The 21,320-nt window shown below is 63.4% G+C and carries 22 protein-coding genes; 12 read left to right on the forward strand and 10 right to left on the reverse strand.

Translation table 11 applies throughout. The features are described from left to right. Window positions 1-21 precede the first annotated feature (21 nt). Window positions 22-768 carry a response regulator transcription factor gene (locus P0D68_RS01745; protein WP_408299959.1) on the forward strand — a complete coding sequence of 249 codons (747 nt, stop codon included), beginning with the start codon at window positions 22-24 and terminating at the stop codon, window positions 766-768. Next, window positions 765-2,261: a HAMP domain-containing sensor histidine kinase gene (locus tag P0D68_RS01750; RefSeq protein WP_408299961.1), complete on the forward strand. Its 1,497-nt coding sequence runs from the start codon at window positions 765-767 to the stop codon at window positions 2,259-2,261. The genes P0D68_RS01745 and P0D68_RS01750 overlap by 4 nt, the downstream gene beginning before the upstream one ends. 93 nt (window positions 2,262-2,354) lie before the next feature. Here the strand turns inward: P0D68_RS01750 and P0D68_RS01755 are convergent, their stop codons facing one another. Both P0D68_RS01755 and P0D68_RS01760 read right to left on the reverse strand, forming a co-directional pair. Then, complete coding sequence (locus P0D68_RS01755; RefSeq protein ID WP_408300206.1) at window positions 2,355-3,104, reverse strand: hypothetical protein; 750 nt, start codon at window positions 3,102-3,104, stop codon at window positions 2,355-2,357. Window positions 3,105-3,237: 133 nt separating this feature from the next. Continuing rightward, window positions 3,238-3,429, reverse strand: coding sequence for a hypothetical protein (locus tag P0D68_RS01760; RefSeq protein WP_408299963.1), 192 nt, complete (start codon window positions 3,427-3,429; stop codon window positions 3,238-3,240). A gap of 186 nt (window positions 3,430-3,615) precedes the next feature. Here P0D68_RS01760 and P0D68_RS01765 point away from each other — a divergent pair, with 186 nt between their 5' ends. From P0D68_RS01765 to P0D68_RS01775, 3 genes are all read left to right on the forward strand, one after another. Beyond that, the gene (locus tag P0D68_RS01765) at window positions 3,616-3,936 is read left to right on the forward strand and encodes a DUF4148 domain-containing protein (RefSeq protein WP_408299965.1); all 321 of its coding nucleotides are present in this window, start codon (window positions 3,616-3,618) and stop codon (window positions 3,934-3,936) included. A gap of 122 nt (window positions 3,937-4,058) precedes the next feature. Continuing rightward, window positions 4,059-4,514 carry a hypothetical protein gene (locus P0D68_RS01770; RefSeq protein ID WP_408299967.1) on the forward strand — a complete coding sequence of 152 codons (456 nt, stop codon included), beginning with the start codon at window positions 4,059-4,061 and terminating at the stop codon, window positions 4,512-4,514. A 210-nt stretch (window positions 4,515-4,724) separates the two neighbouring features. Continuing rightward, window positions 4,725-5,186, forward strand: a complete 462-nt coding sequence (locus P0D68_RS01775; RefSeq protein ID WP_091807168.1) for a TerB family tellurite resistance protein — start codon at window positions 4,725-4,727, stop codon at window positions 5,184-5,186. On the opposite strand, the gene P0D68_RS01780 is transcribed toward P0D68_RS01775, so the two are convergent. After that, window positions 5,159-6,040, reverse strand: coding sequence for a LysR family transcriptional regulator (locus P0D68_RS01780; protein WP_091807166.1), 882 nt, complete (start codon window positions 6,038-6,040; stop codon window positions 5,159-5,161). The two genes, P0D68_RS01775 and P0D68_RS01780, sit on opposite strands and share 28 nt — an antisense overlap. A 120-nt stretch (window positions 6,041-6,160) precedes the next feature. On the opposite strand from P0D68_RS01780, the gene P0D68_RS01785 reads away from it, so the two are divergent. Beyond that, complete coding sequence (locus P0D68_RS01785) at window positions 6,161-6,913, forward strand: TerC family protein (protein WP_408185159.1); 753 nt, start codon at window positions 6,161-6,163, stop codon at window positions 6,911-6,913. Between the two features lie 84 nt (window positions 6,914-6,997). Next, on the forward strand, window positions 6,998-7,291 hold the full coding sequence (locus P0D68_RS01790) for a TFIIB-type zinc ribbon-containing protein (RefSeq protein ID WP_091807162.1): 294 nt from the start codon (window positions 6,998-7,000) through the stop codon (window positions 7,289-7,291). 53 nt (window positions 7,292-7,344) lie between these two features. Here P0D68_RS01790 and P0D68_RS01795 read toward each other — a convergent pair whose 3' ends face one another. The 4 genes from P0D68_RS01795 to P0D68_RS01810 are packed head-to-tail and all read right to left on the reverse strand — an operon-like array spanning window position 7,345 to window position 12,088. After that, a complete protein-coding gene (locus P0D68_RS01795; RefSeq protein ID WP_408299970.1) occupies window positions 7,345-8,013 on the reverse strand; it encodes a DUF2894 domain-containing protein in 669 nt (222 codons plus the stop codon). Next, window positions 8,006-8,653, reverse strand: a complete 648-nt coding sequence (locus P0D68_RS01800; RefSeq protein WP_408185156.1) for an OmpA family protein — start codon at window positions 8,651-8,653, stop codon at window positions 8,006-8,008. Before P0D68_RS01800 ends, P0D68_RS01795 begins: the two co-directional genes overlap by 8 nt. Then, window positions 8,650-11,268 (reverse strand): DUF802 domain-containing protein, encoded by a 2,619-nt coding sequence (locus P0D68_RS01805; protein ID WP_408467979.1) that lies wholly within the window; start codon window positions 11,266-11,268, stop codon window positions 8,650-8,652. Before P0D68_RS01805 ends, P0D68_RS01800 begins: the two co-directional genes overlap by 4 nt. Before the next feature lie 10 nt (window positions 11,269-11,278). After that, window positions 11,279-12,088 carry a DUF3348 domain-containing protein gene (locus tag P0D68_RS01810; protein ID WP_408299974.1) on the reverse strand — a complete coding sequence of 270 codons (810 nt, stop codon included), beginning with the start codon at window positions 12,086-12,088 and terminating at the stop codon, window positions 11,279-11,281. A 358-nt stretch (window positions 12,089-12,446) separates the two neighbouring features. Between P0D68_RS01810 and P0D68_RS01815 the strand changes: the two genes are divergently transcribed. Then, window positions 12,447-13,679, forward strand: a complete 1,233-nt coding sequence (locus P0D68_RS01815; protein ID WP_408185153.1) for an NAD(P)/FAD-dependent oxidoreductase — start codon at window positions 12,447-12,449, stop codon at window positions 13,677-13,679. Window positions 13,680-13,734: 55 nt separating this feature from the next. Here the strand turns inward: P0D68_RS01815 and P0D68_RS01820 are convergent, their stop codons facing one another. After that, window positions 13,735-15,180 carry a putative bifunctional diguanylate cyclase/phosphodiesterase gene (locus P0D68_RS01820; protein ID WP_408299976.1) on the reverse strand — a complete coding sequence of 482 codons (1,446 nt, stop codon included), beginning with the start codon at window positions 15,178-15,180 and terminating at the stop codon, window positions 13,735-13,737. Between the two features lie 310 nt (window positions 15,181-15,490). Between P0D68_RS01820 and P0D68_RS01825 the strand changes: the two genes are divergently transcribed. Further along, window positions 15,491-16,441: a LysR family transcriptional regulator gene (locus tag P0D68_RS01825; protein ID WP_408299978.1), complete on the forward strand. Its 951-nt coding sequence runs from the start codon at window positions 15,491-15,493 to the stop codon at window positions 16,439-16,441. A 159-nt stretch (window positions 16,442-16,600) separates the two neighbouring features. On the opposite strand, the gene mctP is transcribed toward P0D68_RS01825, so the two are convergent. Together mctP and P0D68_RS01835 are read right to left on the reverse strand one after the other, a co-directional pair. Further along, window positions 16,601-18,082 carry a monocarboxylate uptake permease MctP gene (mctP, locus tag P0D68_RS01830; protein WP_408299980.1) on the reverse strand — a complete coding sequence of 494 codons (1,482 nt, stop codon included), beginning with the start codon at window positions 18,080-18,082 and terminating at the stop codon, window positions 16,601-16,603. Further along, window positions 18,079-18,276, reverse strand: coding sequence for a DUF3311 domain-containing protein (locus P0D68_RS01835; protein WP_091807142.1), 198 nt, complete (start codon window positions 18,274-18,276; stop codon window positions 18,079-18,081). The genes mctP and P0D68_RS01835 overlap by 4 nt, the downstream gene beginning before the upstream one ends. 259 nt (window positions 18,277-18,535) lie before the next feature. On the opposite strand from P0D68_RS01835, the gene P0D68_RS01840 reads away from it, so the two are divergent. The 3 genes from P0D68_RS01840 to P0D68_RS01850 all read left to right on the forward strand — a co-directional run bounded on the left by P0D68_RS01840 (window position 18,536) and on the right by P0D68_RS01850 (window position 21,252). Continuing rightward, a complete protein-coding gene (locus tag P0D68_RS01840) occupies window positions 18,536-19,945 on the forward strand; it encodes a cache domain-containing protein (protein WP_408299982.1) in 1,410 nt (469 codons plus the stop codon). A 2-nt stretch (window positions 19,946-19,947) separates the two neighbouring features. Then, entirely contained in the window at window positions 19,948-20,595 is a 648-nt protein-coding gene (locus P0D68_RS01845) for a response regulator (RefSeq protein WP_408299984.1), read from the forward strand. 114 nt (window positions 20,596-20,709) lie between these two features. After that, window positions 20,710-21,252, forward strand: coding sequence for a hypothetical protein (locus P0D68_RS01850; RefSeq protein ID WP_408299986.1), 543 nt, complete (start codon window positions 20,710-20,712; stop codon window positions 21,250-21,252). Window positions 21,253-21,320 lie beyond the last annotated feature (68 nt).

The following is a 21,320-nucleotide window of genomic DNA, read 5'->3' on the forward strand; positions in this document are numbered from 1 at the left end:
GAACCGCCGCTGAAACCCACCATGGACAATCCGAAGCGCATCCTGATCGTCGAAGACGACGTCGACATCGCCAACGTGCTGAGTCTTCATTTGCGTGACGAGCGCTATGAAGTGGTGCACAGCGCCGACGGCAACGAAGGGCTGCGCCTGCTCGAACAAGGCGGCTGGGACGCGCTGATTCTCGATCTGATGCTGCCCGGCGTCGACGGCCTCGAAATCTGCCGGCGCGCCCGCGCAATGACGCGCTACACGCCGATCATCATCACGAGCGCACGTTCGAGCGAAGTGCACCGGATTCTCGGCCTCGAACTGGGCGCTGACGACTATCTCGCCAAACCGTTCTCGGTGCTCGAACTGGTCGCACGCGTCAAGGCCTTGCTGCGCCGCGTCGACGCCCTGGCGAAAGATGCGCGGATCGAAGGCGGCAGCCTGCGGATTGCCGGGCTCGCAATCGATCCGCTGACGCGCGAAGCGGCCGTCGACGGCAAGCCGATCGAACTCACGCCGCGTGAATTCGACCTGCTGTATTACTTCGCGCAGCATCCCGGCAAAGTGTTTTCGCGCATGGACCTGCTCAATGCAGTGTGGGGTTATCAGCACGAAGGCTACGAGCACACTGTCAATACCCATATCAACCGGCTGCGCGCGAAGATCGAGGCGGATCCGGCCCAACCCGAGCGCATCCTGACCGTCTGGGGTCGCGGCTACAAGCTCGCCGTGCCAGGCGACACACCCGCGCCCGTCGGCGCGCAGAAGGACGCATCGTGAATCTGACGCTGACCCAGCGGCTCTCGCTCGTTTTCTCCGTGCTGTTGCTGGCATGCTGCGGCGCGTCGGCCTTCCTGCAAATCCGTTCAAGCGATCTGCACGAAAAGGAGGTCATACAGAGCCTGTCGCGCAATCTCGCCGACCATATCGCGCACCGCACCACGCTGATGGACGCGAACGGCTTGCGGCCCGACGCGGTCCGGCAACTGTTCGGGCAACTGATGATGGTGAATCCGAGTGTCGAGGTGTATCTGCTCGACAATCAAGGGCGCATTAAAGGCGACGACGCGCCCGTCGGACACGTCAAGCGTGAACAGGTAAACCTGAAGCCGATACGGCAATTCATCGCGGGGGAGGCGCTGCCGATTCTCGGCGACGACCCGCGCAGCACCGACGGCAGGAAAGTGTTCAGCGCCGCGCCGCTGCAACTGAGCGGCCAGGCGCCGTCCGGGTATATCTACGTGGTCCTGCTCGGCGAAGAACACGACGCACTGGCCGCACGCGTGGCGGCCAGTTCCGTGTTGCGGACCACGTTGTGGTCGATGGCGCTAGTTGCCTTGTTGGGACTGCTCGCCGGTTTGACGGCATTCGGCCTCATCACGCGGCCGCTGCGCCGGCTCACCGACGCCATGCGCCGCTTCGACGCGGAGGGCGAGCCCGACACCCAGCCGAACGTGCCGCGCTCCTCGGCTGCGGGACCGCGCGACGAAATCGCGGTGCTCGAAACCACCTTCGCGCAGATGGCGAACCGCATCGGCGAACAATGGCGCGCGCTGACGCGGCAGGACCAGCAGCGCCGCGAGTTGATCGCCAATATTTCGCACGACCTGCGCACACCGTTGACTTCCCTGCACGGCTACCTCGAGACACTGTCGTTGAAGTCCGACACGCTCGGCGAAACGGAGCGCAAACGCTATCTGGCGATCGCGCTCGCGCAAAGCGTCAAGGTGGGACGGCTCGCGCAAGCACTGTTCGAGCTGGCCAGGCTCGAACACGGCAACGTGCAACCGGCCCTCGAGCCATTCTCGCTAACGGATCTGGTGCAGGACGTCTTTCAGAAGTTCGAGTTGCCGGCCGAGGCGAGGCACATTCAGTTACGAGCGGTTATTCCGCCGCGTCTGCCAAGTGTTTGCGCTGATCTCGGCATGATCGAACGCGTGCTGACCAACCTGCTCGATAACGCGATTCGCCACACACCCGCCCAAGGATCGATTGAAATCGATCTCGCGCACAAGGACGGCAAGGTGTCGGTCACGGTCAGCGACACGGGGCCCGGCATTCCAGCCGAGCAGCGCGAGGGGTTGTTCGAACGGCCATTCAGCGCCGGCGGCGCGCATCGTGGCGGCGGGCTCGGGTTGCTGATCGTCCAGCGCATGCTGCAACTGCACCATAGCCAGATACGTCTGGTCGACACCGGGGGAGCGGGCACGACTTTCTGCTTCGAGTTGCCTACGGCTGCCGTCAGGGCGAGCACCGCGGGCCTGCCACTGTGACGGATCGCAGCAGAACTCGCTGCCGCCAACGCGCGCGCACCTGAGACCGTCGGCATGGTCGTAGCGGCAGCGGCCTTTCACGATGCCCGGCAATCAGACGTTAATCGCTGTCTTTGCAAGTCGCCTACGCTCCTGCCAGTTGCGTAGCTGACCGGCGATGAACGCGCCTATCAGCAGCGACAGATACAGCAGCAGAATGTAGTGGCGCCATGCATCGAGCGCGCCCTGATGTGCGATCAGTTTCGAATCGGGCTGCAACGGCCCGGCACTGATCGCCATGACCGCCTGCTTCATTCGTATAAAGCCCGCGGCGGACAACAGCGGCAACAGAACGAGCAGCGCAACCAGAACGGGCTTCGCGCGGCGCGCCATAGCATGATGACGCATGCGCAGCCACAGTCCGAGACAACCGTGCAACCAGCCCGGCGCGAGCAATGCGAGCTGCAAGCCTTGCGTGCCGCTAGTGATGAGCGATATCAGAATGCGTTCATAGTTCGGTTCAAAACCATAGAGCGATGACGCAAGACGGGTCGACACGGCATGCCGGATGAGCAGCAGAGGCAGACTCAGTCCCGCCCAGAGTCGAACCCATTCAGTGAGCGGAAGCGTCCAGTAGCGGCGCCCATAGATGGTTCGCAGCGCCAGCGAAAAATGTAGCAACGCCGCGCCATACAGAAGCACGGTACCAGGCACGCTGCGCCACAACCGCAGTGCCAGCACGAGACCGCGCCCGGCAAGATCCAGCGACCAGATCCCCAGCGCGTGATTGACCAGATGCAGAAAGAGGTAGATCAGCAAAACCACGCCGGACACGAGCTGAAAACGGCGCAGTAACGTATGCACGGTCGACTCCCTGACATTGAGCACGGACAAACCCGGCGGCCGACGCAGCACCGATATCGTCTCGCGTCGGGCGGCTCGCGGATAGTCAGCCGGGCACGGTGTCGTCCCAGCGGGGTTACGTGTTCGAAACATGTCAGGCCCCACGCGCAGACCGTTCCTGCCGGTTGTCGTCCGTTCTACGGTTCACCGCCGTATGGCGAATAGCGTCGGCAAATTTCTGAAGTGCCGACAGTGAACCGCAAACGCTGTGGTATTCCTCCCGGCCTATCCGGCCGTCGAGAATAACCGCCATTCCTGACTGACGGGCCATGTCGATGATGTCCATTTGAGCACCCCCAATTCGTGTCTTCACGACTGTAAGACGCCGCATTTCACGTGGTTATTCCCGCTCTCCTTTTAAACACGTCACCCGGAATAAGAAATCCATTCCGACGGTTTACCGGTTCAGAGCGTGCTGATGCCGGCTCACGTCGAGTTCGAACATTGCGCTCGCACATTGAGGAGTATTGACATGAAACTGATCTCGCTGAACCGGCTCGCCGCGCGGGCCCTGTCTGGCGCATTCGTCGTGAGCGCCGCCCTTCTGGTGAGTTCGACCGGGGTCTATGCGCAAACGTCTGCCATGCCCGGCACGCACCAGGTCACGCGCGCCGAAGTGCGCCATGAACTCGAGGAACTGGAAGCCGCTGGATATGACCCGTCCCGAGGCGACGACAACGACTATCCCGCCGACATTCAGGAAGCGGAAAGAAAAGTCGCCGCCATGCACGCAGCCCAAAAGAATGCGCTCAATGACAACCCGCCGGCAATGCAGACCATGCCGATGCATTAACGGCAATTCTGGATGGGCGAACCTGCGGAAAGCGGGCTCGCCCTTCGATTGACGCCGCTCCGGCAAAAACAGAGATCGGCGTAGAGGCAGTAAGCGCAGCGCTGAGCGATCTGCTTCGAAGCGTGGATTCGATCATTCGCGCCCTGTTCGACGTGGATCCTCCTCCGCGTAAAGCCTGTTGTCGTTCAACCGACACCCAAGCCTATGACTGTTGGATTAGCCGCACCACCCGGCACCTTCGCCGTATGCGGTTAATCGCCGGCATCTCCTTTGTTATCAGCGGCTTGGCGGTGCAAAAGCGAAACTGGCACGTCCTGTGCGCTATGACTAGCCGAGCACTCATCAACGTGCTCAACCAAATAATCTTTCTCAAGGAGCACGTCATGAAAGAACTGAAGATCGACGAGTTGCATCGCAACGAAGAAATGACCTCTTCCGACATGGCTCGTATTGTCGGAGGAACAACGAAAGAGCCCGTCGGCAAACCGACGCATATCGACGCGATGAACGGCGTCCTCACATTCGGCGATGGCTCGAAGTGGTCGATGGACCTCAACGGCAAGCTAAATCCGCTTTAAATCGATAACGGCCGCATGGTTCCCCGGTGAGAAGGCAGGAACTTCAACTTCTCATCGGTGACCTGTCGAGCACATCCGGCACGATTGGCTAACCGGAAAGCTTCGTTTTTTCCGAACCATTTGTTCGTAATTGGCAGGTTTATTCGATCCACAGCATGCCGCAGACTGGGTTCATCTTCACTACGGACATATCCGCGAAAGGACCCTATCATGCGCACCTATCCCCGTAACAGCCCGCAAGCCGCGGCACGCATCGTCGCGCTCGCTCTCACCGCCGACGGCCACGTTAGCAGCTCGGAAGAGCGTGTGCTGGACAGACTGGATATTGCCGGCGAACTCGGTCTCGCACCGGCACAATTCGAGCAGATCGTGCAGACGCTATGCGAGGATCACTCGGTCGCACAGCCTTCGTTTGCGCCGCCGGTGGGTCATCTCGATCCGGCCATGCTGACGACCTTGATCGACGAGATCGACGATCCCGCGCTGCGTCGCAAGGTGATTCGCCTATGCGTGGCCGTGGCGGTCGCCGACGACTTTCTGGCGGACGGTGAAATCGCCGTGCTTGCCGCCGTATTGAATGCGTGGGGCCCCAATCTGACGCCTGCCGCGCGACGTCAGGGCCTCCCCTCGCACGTGTTGCGTAGTTATAACCGCGCGCCGGCCACCACCTGAGACGCCAGGCCGTGATGTTGGCCGCGACGCGACCGGATGGCGTGGATCTCTTCGATCACGCCGTCCGCGCGGCCGAGCCAGCGCAGGCCTCGCAGCAGCGACAGGTCTTCCGCGCCCAGTTCCGCGAGCGGGAATACGCCTAGGCCGCGCGCGGCAAACACCGCCATCAACGCGCTGTCCTCGAACTCGCCGACGATGCGCGGTCGGATGCCTTGCGCCTCGAACCACCGGTCAAGGCGTGCGCGCAACGCGGCGTGCCGGGTGGGCAGAAGCAGAGGCACCTCCGCGAGGCACTGCGGAAAGCCCGCGCGCGCGGACTTGCGGACCATCTCCGCCGGGCCGTACCAATCGACCGGCGAACCCGCAAGGCGCTGGCTCAACACGCGCAGGTCGGCATTGTGCGGCGCCGGCTGGCACGCGAGCACCAGATCGAGCCTGTGCAGCGCAAGCTCAGACATCAGCTCTGCATGCTCACCCTCGTGGCACAAGAGCCTGAGCGACGGCGTGCCGAGCACCGGCGCCAGCAGCGCGTGCGCCGCGAGCTTTGAAATGCCGTCGGAAAGACCCACCGCGAGCCGCGCCACGCCTTCCCCACCCGCCTCGCGCATCTCGTCGAGCAACGCCTCGCCAATCTGAAAAATCTGCTCCGCGCGATTGAATGCCGTCTCGCCGGCCTCCGTCATCGTGACGCCGCGCCCGGCCGGTTTCAACAACTGGCGGCCGATCGATTTTTCCAGCTCGCGCACCTGCGCGCTAATGGTCTGAACCGCCATATCGAGCCGCTCGGCCGCGCGCGCGAAGCCGCCTTCCTTCACGACGATCCAGAAATAGTACAGATGACGGTAGTTGAGCATGGCGTGACACTTCGAAAAAATCGATATAACGATCAGCTTATCACTGATTTATTCGAAATTCGGTGGCGGCGATCATGACGCTATTCCGACGTTACCTGCATTCATTCGCTTACGGACACCATGGACTTTCTGCTCACACTCGCTTCCGACCCTGCTGCATGGGCAGCGCTCCTCACGCTGGTCGTGATGGAGATCGTGCTCGGCATCGACAACCTGATTTTCATCTCGATCCTCAGCAACAAGCTGCCGGAAGCGCAACGCGCCCGCACGCAGCGTCTGGGCATCATGCTCGCGCTCGTGCTGCGACTGGGCCTGCTCGGTACGGTTGCCTGGATCGCGCAGTTGACCGCGCCCGCCGTCACGCTGTTCGGCCATGCGTTTTCGTGGCGCGATCTGATCCTGCTCGGCGGTGGTCTGTTCCTCGTCTGGAAGGCGACGCGTGAGATTCACCATCACGTGGTGCATGCCGAAGAAGAACGCGGCAACGCGAGCAGCACCGTGCAGTTGACCGTGGCAGGCGCGATCGGCCAGATCCTGCTGCTCGATATCGTGTTCTCGGTCGACAGCATCATCACGGCGGTCGGCATGACGGACCATATGCCGATCATGTTTATCGCGGTGATCAGCGCGGTGCTGGTCATGCTGTTCGCAGCGCGTCCGCTGTCACGCTTCATCGATCGTAATCCGACCATCGTCACGCTCGCGCTGAGTTTCCTGCTCGTGATCGGCATGACGCTCATTGCTGAAGGTTTTGGCTCGCACGTGCCGAAAACGTACATCTACGTGGCGATGGCGTTCTCCGCGTTCGTCGAGGCGATGAACATGCTGGTGCGCCGCGCGAAGTCGAAGCGCGTGCCCAGCACCGGGGAATGACCGATAGCGCGGGAAGTTGTTGACGGATCGGACGGCTCGCACGATCGAGCGTTCGATGCCTTTCTACTCTTGAGGAGCGACACCATGAAATGCCCTGTATGCAAGACCACCGACCTGCTGATGACCGAGCGCCGCTCGATCGAAATCGACTACTGCCCGGACTGCCGCGGCGTGTGGCTCGATCGCGGTGAACTCGACAAGCTGATCGCGCAGGACGCCGCGAGCCTCGACACGGCGCCCGCGACACGCGCAAGTCGTGAGGGCCACCGTGATCGGGAACACTCGTACGACAGCCACCGTGGGTACGACGATCGTCGAACGGACTATCGGACGCAAAAGAAAAAGCGCTCGATTTTCGACGTGTTCGATTTCGACTGAGCAGCGCCAGTCAGGATGAAAAAGGCGCCGGCAGTATGCCGTCGCCGCCACCGTTAGCGTGCTTTGCCGCGAGCGCTCTTGCCGGGGGTACCGGCGCGCGGGGCCTCTTTACCCACCGGCGCCGTGGCGCCGTTGATCTGCTCCATCCACGACAAGGCGTCGACATAGGAGAGGAACTGCTTGAGATAACCGGGCGATACCTCGCGCATGAGCGAGAGCGCACGATGCACGAGGCTGCTCGAGTTCAGCGGACCGGCGTTGCCAGGCACCTGCTCGAGCGACTGCCGCATCTGCTTCTCGGTACGGACTTTGGACCAGACTTCCCTGAAGTAATCCAGTTCCGCCAGTTCCGGGTACGAGGCGGATCGCGGCGAGCCGTTCGTCGCCAGCGCATGTTGACTCGCGATGGAGTCGACGAGGCCCTTCAGCGTTGCCTGCGCGGGCTCGTCTGGCAACGACACCGTGCGGTCCGCGCGCCTTAAGGCGTCGGCATCGTCCGTCGAGCCTCCTGAACGTTCGATCTGCCCACCATACGCTTCCAGCAGACCGGCTAACCGGTCATCCAGAATCCGTCGCGCCTCGCCGCTGTGGCCGGCCGCGCGCCGGGCCAGCGCCTCGATGAAATGAAAGCGGACCGGATCCAGACGATCGGCGCCGCGCGCGCGCCACGCGTCGAGCGTCGCCCGGGCTCCGTTTGCCGGATCGCTGTCGGGCTTACTCACGAGGTTTCACCGTGGAAGACGACGGTCGCGGGACCGGCGCGATTTCCACGCGCCGGTTTTTGGCGCGTCCCTGCTCGTCGGCATTCGAACTCACGGGTTGGCCGGAGCCGAACGCGGCCGCAAAGAGCGACGAGGCAGGCACGCCGTCGTCGATCAACGCGCGCGTCACCGTCAACGCGCGTTGCGCCGACAATTCCCAGTTATCGGCGAAACGACGGTTGCCTTCGCGCAAACGCTGGTCGTCGGTAAAGCCGCTCACCATCAGGATCTCGTCATTGGCGCCGAGATACGCGGAGAGCGGCCCGGCCAGACTCTTGAGCAGATCCCGCCCTTGCGGCTGCAATTGATCGGAGTTCAGCGCGAACAGCACATTGCCGCTAATGCCGATGCGGCCATTCACGAGTGTCACGCGCCCGGCCGCGAGCGGGCCCGCGAGCGCCTGCTCCAGCGTCTTGCGGCGCTGCGTTTCGAGCTGACGCTGCTTGACCTCCTGCTCCAGCTTGTTCGACAGCTCCAGTTGCACGCCAATGACGCCCACCAGGATCAGTACGAAGGCGCCGAGCAGCACCGACATCAGGTCGCCAAAAACCGGCCAGATCGGCGCGACCTGCTCCACGCCGCCGTCGATGTCCTCGCTCATGCCGCTTCAGCCCCGGCTGCCGCGCGCCGCCCGGCGAGCTGCTGCAGGTCTTCGACGATCTGCTTCTGCGACATCACGCTCAGGTCGATGACTTCCCGCGCCTGCGCCACGTAATACGCAAGCTGTTCGTCGCTGCGCGCGAGCGATTTGTCGAGCGCGGTTTCGATACGCTGCAGGTGCGCGACCAGCTTGTCGTTCGACTCGCCGAACACTTGCACGGCGGCGCCGAAGGCTTCGCCGAGGCTCGCCACTTCGACAGCGCTGCCGGTGACTTGCGCGGCCACCGAGCCCAGCTTGCCGGTTTCGAGTTCGATCCTGTCGGTGAAGCGTGTCCCCACGCGCTCCAGCAAATCCGCCGAAGTGGCGACGAGCGCGTCGACGGCCGTGCGCTGCTCGGTGGATGCGTGATTGACCGCGTCGAGCAGCGTTTCCAGCGTTTCGAGCAAGCGGCTGCGCTCCTGCAGCATCGCGGTGTCGCGCACCATGCTATCGGAGAGTTTCTGGCGCAATTCGGCGACGACTTCGGCGGCGGCTTTGGGTGCTTCCGAAGCCGCTTGCACGAGTTGGCCGATCTCGGCGATCGTGCTGCTCGCGTGTGCCTGTGTCTGGGCCGAAATGTCGCGCGCGGTTTGCGCCAACGTCTCGCAGATTTCCTGCTGACGGCTCGCGGTGCGCGCGCCCGCCTGTTCCCATTCGTGGCTCAACGTCGTCGCCATCGCTCCGAGCGCCTCGGTCCAGGCGGCCAGCCTCTGCTGATCCCGCGCGGCCAACTCCGCTTGCAGATTCGCCGCGGCCTTCGGCGCTTCCGCCGCGGCCTGGACCAGCCGGTCGATTTCGGCAATCGTATTGCTCGCGTGCGCCTGCGTCTGGACCGAAATGTCGCGTGCGGTTTGCGCCAGCGTCTCGCAGATTTCCTGCTGACGGCTCGCGGTGCGCGCGCCCGACTGCTCCCACTCCTTGCTCAACGTCGCCGCCATCGCGCCAAGCGTGTCGGTCCACGCTGCCAACCGTTGCTGATCCCGCGCGGCCAACTCCGCTTGCAGGTTCGCCGCGGCCTTCGGCGCTTCCGCCGCGGCCTGGACCAGCCGGTCGATTTCGGCAATCGTGTTGCTCGCGTGAGCCTGCGTCTGGACCGATATGTCGCGCGCGGTTTGCGCCAGCGTCTCGCAGATTTTCTGCTGACGGCTCGCGGTGCGCGCGCCCGACTGCTCCCACTCCTTGCTCAGCGTCGTCGCCATCGCACCGAGCGCCTCGGTCCAGGCGGCGAGCCGCTGTTCGTCCTTCGAGCCCAACTCGGTCTGCAAGTCCGCGTGCGACTGTCCCACGCCGCGCAACAGGGACGCCGCGTGTTGCTCGAACGTCGCGGCAGCCGCCGCCAGGGCTTGCTGGTTGCTCGCGGCAAGCTTCTCGCCGACGCTTTCCTGGCGCGACAGCGCCTCGTTCCAGGCCTGCGACACGCCACCCACCGCGCTTTCCAGGCGTGCGGCGACGCCGTCCAGCAAACCGGCCGAGCGCTGTTCGAACGTGCCGGTGAAGCGATCCAGCGTGTCGCGCAGGTGCTGCGCCAGTTCCTCACTCGAACGCTGATGCCCTTCAAGGGCCTTGTTCCAGATGTCCGCGACGGTCGTGGTGCTCGCCTCGAAGCCGCTCGACAGTCCGTCCAGTTGCCGCTGCACGGCGTGCGTGACGGTCTCGTGCAACGCGGCCGTTTCGCGCGCGAGACCGGCCATCGTGGCCTCCATGACCGGCTGCAGCGCCGCGCCGGCGGCACGCGTGCTGTCCGCGACGCTCGCCTTCAACGACTGCTCGACCGAACTGGCGAGGTGCGTATAAGTGGCCTCGGTCCGGCCATGGAAAGCCTCCTGGCTGGCGATCTGCCGCTCATTCAAGGCGAGGCTCTGCTGCTCGATGGCCCCCATCATCGTCTGCAAGCGGTCGACCAGCGTGGGCATCACCTCGGCCTGACGTTGCAGGAGCCGGAAGGCTTCTTCACGCTGATGGGTCTGCGAGTAGATGCGCAAGGTCGTCGCGATCTTCACGTCGAGCATCTGCGCGGCCTGCAGGCGCTCGCGCCGGCACAGCGCGGACAGCAGCCCCAGCATGGCGGAACTCGCCACGCCCGCAATCGAGGTGCCGAACGCAAAGCCCAAACCCTTGACCGGCGCGGCCAGCGAGGCGCGGATCGCCTGCAGGTCGGTTGCGCTCTCCAGCGCCATGCCGGTGCCGCGCAAAGTGGCCACCATGCCGAGCAGCGTACCCAGCATGCCGAGCAACACTAGCAAGCCGACCAGATAAGGCGTCAGCGCCGGACCTGGCAAGGCCACGCGCTCGCCCTCGACACGCAGCCGCACCGCGTTGCGCAGGCTGGGATGCAAGGGCTCGAGCCATGCGCCGAGGCTTGGCGGCGGCGCGGACAGCCCCTCGACGGCGCGCGTCAGCGTGCCAGTGGCCTCGCGGTAGCGGTGCAATTCGAGCGCGCCCGCCACGTAGCAAGCGCCGATCAGTAGAGTGACGGCCAACGCCAACGGGTTCGAAACGGCGTAGCCGGCGGCGATCCAGCACACAGCGGCCAGACCAGCCAGAAACACAACGAGATCAATACGATATCTGGACATAGGGTCCCAGTTAGCTGGCGCGAAGGGCGGCGAGCAACCCTTCGACCGGTTGTAAACGAATATCCAGTTCGGCAAGCAACACGCTTTGCATATCCTTGCGGAACAGGTTCAGCCATGCGCCGGGCGTGACCGGCGTTGCGTCGCCGGTGGCGTCGCCTGCGGAGTCACCCGAGGCCGCAGCCTCGGCCTCGGCGGCGGTAAGCACCGCCTGCTCGGCCGCGCGCAAGCGCTCGAAGTGCCCCGCGAGCAGCCCGGGCACGGCAGCCAGCAGATTGCGCTCACGTTCGCTCAGGGCGCGCTCCATGACCGCATCCACCACCGCGAGCCGCGCCATGGCGGGCGTTCTGGCCGCCAGCATGGCTCGCAGACGGCCGCGCAGATTGCCGATGCCCGTTTCCATCGACTGCTGAAGGGCGAGATAGCGCTGACGAAAAACCGCGTAGTCGGCCGCCGGCTCCGTGGGCGCAATCCGCGACGGCGCGTGAGCAGCTCCGTGTCCATGCCCGTGCGTGTGTCCGTGTCCATGGCGCCGCGCGGCAGCGAATACGCTGTCGCCCGTGATCGCCTTCGCCAGCGAACTGCGCGCGCGCACATAGTCCGCCTCTTCGGCGCTGCCGAAAACTCGACCGCCGGCCGCGACAGCAGGCGGATTGCCGTTCAGCGCCGAGGACAGCGCAATGGCGTCGGTCCAGCCGAGCCATTGGCTGAGCCGGTCCGAGAGCGATTGCCTGGATTCGGGAATGTCGGCATCCGCGAGGCGAGCCAGTAAGCGAATGAGCGCCGGGCCGCTGAGCGCGGTGCGCGGGGGGGCTTGCAACATACCACCGAAGTCAAAAAAGTCAGCAGTTTACACGCTGGCGGGACCGGGGCGGCTGCCGTGCGATCCGTCGGCCGTGCGCAAGAGGCATTGGATCGTGCCGAACGCCCTGCCGACGGGCCTTCCAGCCTGCTGCTCCAGCCGCTTGCGCAGCGCGCTGAAGCGCGACTCCCCCGGTCGCTGCAAGGTTCTTGCGCATGCGCTGCGTGATGCCGGGTTCGGCCTGAGATCCGGACGACTCCATGTAAGATAAACGTTCGCTTCATTGCGCCTGCGCTCGGCGCCGCGCGACCCGAATGTCGGACGATCGGATCGCGGAAATCTTCGAACAAAGTGACTTCAGGCGAGGCACGTCAATAGAATGAAATTCGATACGGTTGTGCTCGGGGCGGGCATTGTCGGCGTGTGCATTGCCGTGCATCTGCAGAAACGCGGCCGCCAGGTCGCGCTGGTGGATCGCAAACTGCCAGGCAATGAGACGTCGTTCGGCAATGCAGGCCTGATTCAGCGCGAAGGCGTCTATCCCTATGCGTTTCCTCGTGGGCTCGGCACGTTGCTTCGCTACGCGCGCAATCAATCACCGGACGTTCGCTACCATGCCGACGCCATCCTCAAGACCACGCCCTTCCTGTGGCGATACTGGCGCAACTCTCATCCGTCGAGGCACGCCGCCATTGCGAAGTCGTATGCGACACTGATCGAGCATTGCGTGAGCGAGCACCGTGCGCTAGCCGCCGACGCCGGCGCAAGCGCGCTACTGCGCCCGATCGGCTGGATGAAGGTGTTTCGCACCGAAGCGGTTCTCGAGAAGGAAGCGCTTGTCGCCGAACGTTGGCACAGGGAATACGAGGTCCAGTTCGAAACGCTCGACGCCGCCCGCCTGCAGCAGATCGAGCCCGATCTCGACAAGACGCTCGTGGGTGGCGTGCGCTATCCGCAATCCGATTCCGTGAGCGACCCGAACGCACTCGTCACCGCGTACGCGAAGTATTTCGAAGCGCTGGGCGGACGGTTTTTTATCGGCGATGCGGATACGCTTCGCGAAGGCTGGCAAGTCGATACGGAGGAAGGCACGATCTCGGCAGCGTCCGCTGTCGTGGCGTTGGGGCCGTGGTCGGATCGCGCGAGCGCGCGCCTCGGTTATCGCTTGCCGCTTGCGGTCAAACGCGGATATCACATGCACTACGCGCCGCAGGGAACGGCCCGCCTGCATCAGCCGGTGCTCGACGCGGAAAACGGCTACGTGCTGGCGCCCATGGCACGCGGCATCCGCTTAACGACGGGCGCGGAAATCGCCCACCTCGACGCGCCGAAAACGCCAACGCAGCTCGCCGCCGTCGAACCGGCCGCCCGCGCGCTTTTTCCGCTGGGCGAACGTCTGGATGCCGAACCGTGGATGGGCCGGCGCCCCTGCACGCCGGACATGATGCCGATCATCGGCCCCGCGAAAAAGCACGACGGTTTATGGTTCGCGTTCGGTCACGCACATCATGGGCTCACGCTAGGTCCGATCACAGGACGCCTCGTCGCCGAAATGATGACCGGCGAAGCCACCGTCGTGGACCCGCGGCCGTTCAGCGTGGAGCGCTTCTAACGGCAAGCCTCGCCGGCGGCAACATACCGGCAGCTCCATTGTTCGTTATCGATTACTACCGCACGGCGCACCATTTATTGCCGAGATCGGCGGCGGACAACGCGCCGCCGAATTGCGCCGCGCTTACAGGACGACTGAAGAAGTAACCCTGCAGCATGTCGCAACCCATCTCGAACAGAGCCGTCGCCTGCTCGTGTGTTTCCACGCCCTCGGCTGTCGTCGTCATGCCGCATGCGTGCGCCATCGTCACGAGCGCAAGCACGATTGCGACCGAATCGCGATCGTGCGGCAGGCCCGCGACGAACGAGCGATCGATCTTCAGATTGTGCAAGGCAAAGCGCTTCAGATAGGACAGCGACGCATAGCCCGTACCGAAGTCGTCGATGGCGAGCTTGACGCCGAGATTCGCTAGCGCCGCCGTGGCCGCCGACACCACCGGGTCATTCGGCAACAACATGCCTTCCGTTATCTCCAGTTGCAGCGCCGATGGATCGAGCCCATTGCGCTCGAGACACGCGGCAACGTGCCGCACGAAGCGTTCGTTGACCTGGAGCGGCGAAATGTTGACGGAGACAGCGAGTTGCGGCGCAAGGCTCCAGCGCCATTGCCCGGCCTGCGCGCAAGCCTGTTCCAGCACCCAGTCTCCGATGCTCTCCATCAGACCGGCTTCTTCGGCAACCGGAATGAACTCGGCGGGAGCGACCTCGCCCAACTCGCTATGGGTCCAGCGCAGCAAGGCTTCCGCGCCGACCGTCTCGCCCGAGGCACTGTCGACGATCGGTTGATAAACGAGCTTGAGTTCACCGGCCGCCCGTGCGCCGCGTAACAACGCTTCGATCCTGAAGCGGCGTTGCAGTTCGCATTGCATGTCAGCCGTGAAATATTGCGCACGGTTTCGGCCGTGCTGCTTCGCGCGGCGCATCGCGAGACCGGCGTCGCGAATCAGTGCGGCCGCGTCGCGTGCTTCACCGCAGGAGCGGGAAATGCCGATCGACACGCCCACGTAGTATTCACTGTCGCCGACCTCGATCGGTGCGGTGAACAGCTCGAAGATCCGGCGCGCGTAGGCGCAGATCGTCAGCGGGTTGCCGCGGTCGTCGACGACGATGAGAAATCCGTCGCCACCGATGCGCCCCAACAGACCACGTTCACCGATCACTCCCTTGAGCCGGCCCGCGACGTCGCGCAAAACGTAGTCACCGACATCGTAACCGCCATGATCGTTGATCTTGCTGAAGCCATCGAGATTGACGAACAGCACGGCAATGCGTGCCGCGCGCGGCGATTTTAGTAAATGCTGAAGGCACTCAGCAACGTAGACGCGATTGTGCAAACGGGTAAGCGAGTCGAGTACCAACGCATAGCCGGCGTGGTGAACAGGCTCCGGCTGAACAGTGCTCGCACCGCAGCGCATAGGGCGTGCGGCTTCGTCGCGAGGCAAACAGGAGATTGAATCGCTTGCACGCGCTTGCATGCGGCTGTTGGTCGCTGGGTGAGTCATCTTTGCACTCCTGCACTTTGCACTTCGTCCGGGGAGAACGGCCGGAAAGGGGTGGACCAATCGCGCCAGCATCGACCCTTCGGGCCGTTGTGCACGAGTGACGCATTGCCAACGCGCATAACGAATTGACAGACAGAGCCGGAGCAGGGAGACTTGAACAAGCTGCGCGGCGTGAACACCTCGGGGTGGCATTCATAACAGTGCCGCCACGATATCCCGGCATCGCCCGCACGAAAACGGGTCGTCCGAGTGAACGCGTAAAGCAAAGCTGAACACTTTGCTGCACGCCGCACGAACCACACAATCAAAAATGAAAATTCACCAGCTACGTGCGCTTGTCGCCATTGCGGACGCGGGCAGCGTCCGCGGGGCCGCGCGACTGCTCAATTCGTCACCCGCTGCAGTCACTCAAAGCCTTCAGTATCTGGAAGAAGCCGTACGAATGCAGCTCGTAGCCCGCACTTCGTCGGGCGTCACACTGACCGAATGCGGGCAGACGCTGCTCGCCCATGCGCGGCTTATCGTCGCGCAGATGGCGCGCGCGCATCAGGCCGTGGATTCAATGCGCGGCGATCCAAACGGGCGACTCTCGATTGCCGTGACGGCATGGGTTGCGATGACGTTTCTACCGGAGGCGGTCGCGCGTTTTCGCGAAAGAATGCCGGACATCCAGCTGAACGTCTTCGAAGGCTTGATCGCCATCGCCAACCCGCGTTTGCGCGACGGCAGCCTCGACATCTTCGTCGGCAGGCAAACGCCAGGGATGACTAACTGCGAGTTCAACTACCGGCCGCTGTTTTCTTCGAGCCTCGCCATCGTCGCGCGGCAGGATCATCCGCGCGCGAACAGCCGGTCACTGACCGATCTGCTCGATCTCGACTGGCTCGTCGCGCTCGACCCCGAAACCGAAGGGCAGGCGCCGTACCGGATGTTCCTGCAGCACGGCTTGCCCGCGCCGCGCAGTATTCACTTCCTTCACTCGTTGACCGTCGCCTTGCCGCTGATCAAGCGCATGGACATGGTCAGCATCTTTCCGTGGCCGCTCATCGAATTGTGCGCGGCCCGCGAAGGCTTATGCGCGATCCCCGTGCGGGAGCAGCTCGACGAGTCTATGGTCGGGATCATCACGCGCGCCGGTCAACCTTCGGACGCTGCGGCGCTGTGTTTTATCGACTGCCTGATCGATACGATCCGCGACGAATCGTGGTCGCGAACGCCGGACACGCTGCGCGCGACGCATTCGGTGGAAATACTGGTTTAGCGGCCAACGCGCGGCCGTTCAATACGAACCGGGCGCTGCGCTGGGCCTCCTCGCGATATACCTGGTCAGCTCGTGTGTCCAGATCGAACCCACAATAAAAAAACGCCGCGAACAGTGAAGTCCGCGGCGTTCATTGACCAGACCGTGAGTCTGTCAGGCTTAGGCTGCAGCCACCACTCTGCGCGGCGACAGGACCGATACGACAAAACTCACGACGATATTGGCCACCAGCGCAATCAGGCCGATATAGACCGGATAGACCGCGTCACCGAGATGCAGTGCATACACCGGCTTGAGCCCTTGAATGATCGCGAGGCTCGTGCCGATCACAATGCCGACCAGCCAGCCGAGGAACAGGCCCGTCGTATTCAAACGACGCGTGTACAGCGAGAACACGATAGCCGGGAAAATCTGCAGAATCCACACGCCGCCCAGCAGTTGCAGGTCGATCGCGTACTGCGTCGGCAGGAACACGATGAACAGCAGCGCGCCGAACTTCACGACGAGCGAAACGATCTTCGCCGTGGAAGCCTCGCCTTCAGGCGAGATATTCGGCGAAACCAGTGGACGCCACAAATTGCGCGTGAACAGATTGGCCGCGCCGATCGACATGATGGCCGCGGGCACCAGCGCGCTGATCGCAATCGCCGCCGCCGCGAAGCCGACGAACCACGACGGGAACAGCGTGTTGAAGAGCGCCGGCACCATGTCCGAAGCGGACTTCACATGCACGCCGGCTGCAATCGCCATATAGCCGAGCAACGCGATCAGACCCAGCAGCAGCGTGTACGCCGGCAGGAAGATCGCATTCTTGCGCACCGTATTCGCCGACGAGGACGACAGCACCGCCGTCATGGTATGCGGATACATGAAGGCCGCCAACGCCGAACCCAAAGCCAGCGACGCGTACGCGGTGAATTGCGTCGGCTTCAGAATGATGCCGGTCGCGCCGCCCTTGGCCTTGAAATACGTGTCGGCCGCGTCGAACACATGCGCGTAGCCACCGAGCTTGGCCGGAATCAGCCACACCGCCGCGATCACGACGATGTAGATCATGATGTCCTTCACGAACGCGATCATTGCCGGCGCCCGCAGACCGCTCGCGTAAGTGTAGAGCGCGAGAATCACGAAGGCGACGATCAGCGGCATTTCGCCGGTCACGCCGAGGCCCTTGATCACGACCTGCATGCCCACCAGTTGCAACGCGATATACGGCATCGTCGCGACAATGCCGGTCAAGGCGACCGCTGCCGGGAACCACTTGCCGCCGTATTCGCCCTGCACGTAGTCCGCTGCCGTGATGTGGTTTTTCGCATGCGCGATCTTCCACAGTTTCGGCATTACCGCGAACACGAACGGATAGACGATGATCGTGTAAGGCAGCGCAAAGAAGCCATACGCGCCCACCGAATAGACCAGCGCGGGCACGGCGATCACCGTATAAGCGGTATAGAAGTCACCACCCACGAGAAACCACGAAATGACCGTGCCGAACTGGCGGCCACCGAGGCCCCATTCGTGCAACTGGGTCAGATCGCCCCGTTTCCAGCGCGCGGCAAAGAAGCCGATCACGGTGACGAGAACAAAGAACGCGATAAAGACGGTCATCGCAACCGGATTCACAGGATTCACTTCGCTCATTTGACACCTCGGTACACGATGTAAATCAGTAGCGAGGTCAACGGCACCCACAAGAACTGATACCAGTAGAAGAACGGAAAGCCCGCGAACGACGGACGCGTGTCGTTATAGAACGGCAGCCACAACAACGCGATATACGGGATCAGCAGGATCAGCCATAGCCATGAACGGCCGGCAGGTTGGGAGGTCTCCACAAACTTCTCCTAAGTCTATTATTGAAACCGCGCGCCACGGCTCGTGGTGTGGCACGCGGAAACCGGTTACCTGACAGTAGACGGCAAAACCGGATGTGCCCTTTGCGCCGCGCCATGCGCGCGGCGGCAGGCGTGAGCGCCCGCAAGGCGCATTACGCCGCGGGGATGTAGTATTCGCCTTCGTAAGCGTCCTCACAAGCGCGCAACTACGTAAGCCGGCTACGTAATAATACGTAGCCCGTCGGCTGTGTTTTCAACGATGAAACTCAAAGCAAAGATTGTCCTGCTGGCGATCGTGCCCTTTCTGGCCGCCATCGCCAGCATCGAACTCGGTGTGCGTCAGGAAGCCACAGCGCTTGCCGAGACGCAGCACGCGACCACGCAGGCTGCGTACATGGCGAGCAAGGAAGTCGAGCTCAAGCATTACGTCGAGCTCGCCACCACCGCGATCGCGCCGCTCTACAACGCCGGCCAGGACAATGCGCGCGACGACGCGATGCTGCGCACGCGCGCGCTGGAGATCCTGGAGAAAATGGACTTCGGCAAGGACGGCTACTTCTTCGTGTACGACATGCATGGCCGCTCGCTGATGCATCCGCGCGAGCCGGACCTCGTGGGGCGCGACCTGTGGGCGCTGCGCGACCCGCAAGGTACGCTGACGATCCAGCAACTGCTCGCCGCGGCTTCGCGCGGCGGCGGCTACGTGCGCTACCTGTGGCATCGTCCGTCGACCGGCAAGGTGGCGTCGAAACTCGGCTACGTGGTGCCGCTGGAGCGCTGGGGCTGGATGATCGGCACCGGTATCTATCTCGACGACGTGGATAGCACGCTCGCGCATATCGACGAAGGCGCGGCTGCCAACATCGATCGTACGATGAAATGGATCGACACGATCGCCGTGGCGGGACTCGCCGTGATCGCGCTGTGCGCGCTCGTGCTCAACGTCACCGAATATCGCAGCGCGGACGCCAAGCTGAAGCGGCTGGCGCAGCAGGTGGTGGAGTCGCAGGAAAACGAACGGGCGCGGCTCTCGCGTGAGCTGCACGACGGCATCAGCCAGATGATGGTTTCCGTCAAGCTGCTGCTCGAATCCGCGCTGGCGCGCTTCGAGCGCAGCGAAGTGCGCGTGCCCACGGCCGAGGCCGCGCTCACGACCAGCCTCACGCGCCTCGGCGACACCTTGCGCGAAGTGCGGCGCATTTCTCACGCGCTGCGTCCGTCGATGCTGGACGACCTCGGCGCGGCCGCCGCGCTCGAGCAACTCACGCGCGAACTCAGCGAGCAGTCCGGTATCGAGATCGGCTTCACGCAGATCTCGCATACCCATGCCGCGGTTTTGCCGGACACGGTCAATACCGTCCTGTTCCGGATCGCGCAGGAAGCGCTGACCAACATCGTCCGGCACGCGCAGGCGTCGAGCGCGGCGTTAGCTTTGGAAGTGTCGAACGACGCCGTTACGCTCACCATTGCCGACAACGGACGCGGCTTCGACGTGGCACACGCCTTCGTCGGCCGGCGCTCGGGCGTGGGCTTGCGCAATATGCGCGAACGGCTCGAAGCGCTGGGCGGCACGTTGTCGCTCAGCTCACAAGCCGGCCACACCCTCGTCACCGCGCGCGTGCCGCTGGGCTCGACCGAGCCGACATTGCCGGCCTTGCAGGAAACCTGACCATGAACGACACCTCACCCGCTATCGCCCGTCTGATTCTCGTCGACGACCATCCGCTCGTGCGCGACGGTCTGCGCGCGCGGCTCGAAGCGGTGCGCAATCTCGAAGTCGTCGGCGAAGCCGGCAATGCGCAGGAAGCGCTCGCGCTCGCCGCGAGCGCGGAGCCGCATCTCGTGCTGATGGATGTCGGCATGAACGGGATGAACGGCATCGTGCTGGCCGGTATGTTTCACGAGCGCTTCCCGGCGATTCGCGTTCTCATGCTGTCCATGCACGACAATCTCGAATACGTGACCCAGGCGGTGCGCGCGGGCGCAAGTGGCTATGTACTCAAGGACTCGCCCGCCACCGAAATCATTCAGGCAATCGGCGCGGTGCTCGAAGGTAAGCAGTTCTTTAGTGCGGGACTGGGCGCGCGCCTGATTCAGGCTTCGGCAATGCAGGCGCCCGTCGAACGGCTCACGCCGCGCGAGCGCGATATTCTCGATGCGCTTGCGGAAGGTTTGTCGAGTAAGCAGATCGCTCAACGCACCGATCTCTCCGTGCGTACGGTGGAAACGCATCGGCTGAACCTGAAACGCAAACTCGATATCGAAGGCCAGGCGGAGTTGATCAAGTTCGCGGTCGAGAACCGGCGTACGACCCGGTAAAGTCCTGACTGGCGCATGCCGGCCAAGCACCGCACAATCAGCACCACCTCCACTCGAAGCACGGCCGTCGTTCCGTCTGATCCACTCAACGCCCGACACCTGGAGCTGATGAGGATGAAACGCTCGATCCCACTGCGGCTGGCGGGCCTGCTGATCTGCTTCGCCACCAGTCATGCGTACGCCGAAGCGGCCCGCCTCAATCGCGGTCACGACCCGTTCTTTCAGATCTCCAAAGCGATCGGCGACTGTCCGGTGCCGTTGGGTCCGCTCGAAACCGCGCAGGAATGGCTCGACGACAGCCATTACCGGATCGAGCGCGGCAACAGCTGCTGGGTGGAAGGCCGCTGCCGTTTGTCGAATGCATACCTGTACGACGCGGAAATCGCCGACGCCGTGCAGCGGCGCCTCACCAACATCAACTTCGCCACGCACTGGCGCGAACAATCGACGCTATGGCTAACGCTGCAACGTCGATTCATCTACGTGCAAGGGTGCGTCGCGCCGGGTTTCGACAAGCAGGCCTTCCTCTCCGAACTCGCGAAAACCGCGGACGTCGAGCGCGTGATCGACGACACGACGAACGATCCGCACGCTGCACAGCTCCCCTACAAAACGCTTGCAGATCCAAACCGACCCGTGCTCGATCCCGGCAACTAACCACACACTGCGGCAACCGATAGCACCGCGCGCGTGATACCCGGTATCACGCTGCAACGCCTATATCG

The organism is Paraburkholderia sp. RL17-380-BIE-A (assembly GCF_046028085.1).
Taxonomy (GTDB): Bacteria; Pseudomonadota; Gammaproteobacteria; order Burkholderiales; family Burkholderiaceae; genus Paraburkholderia.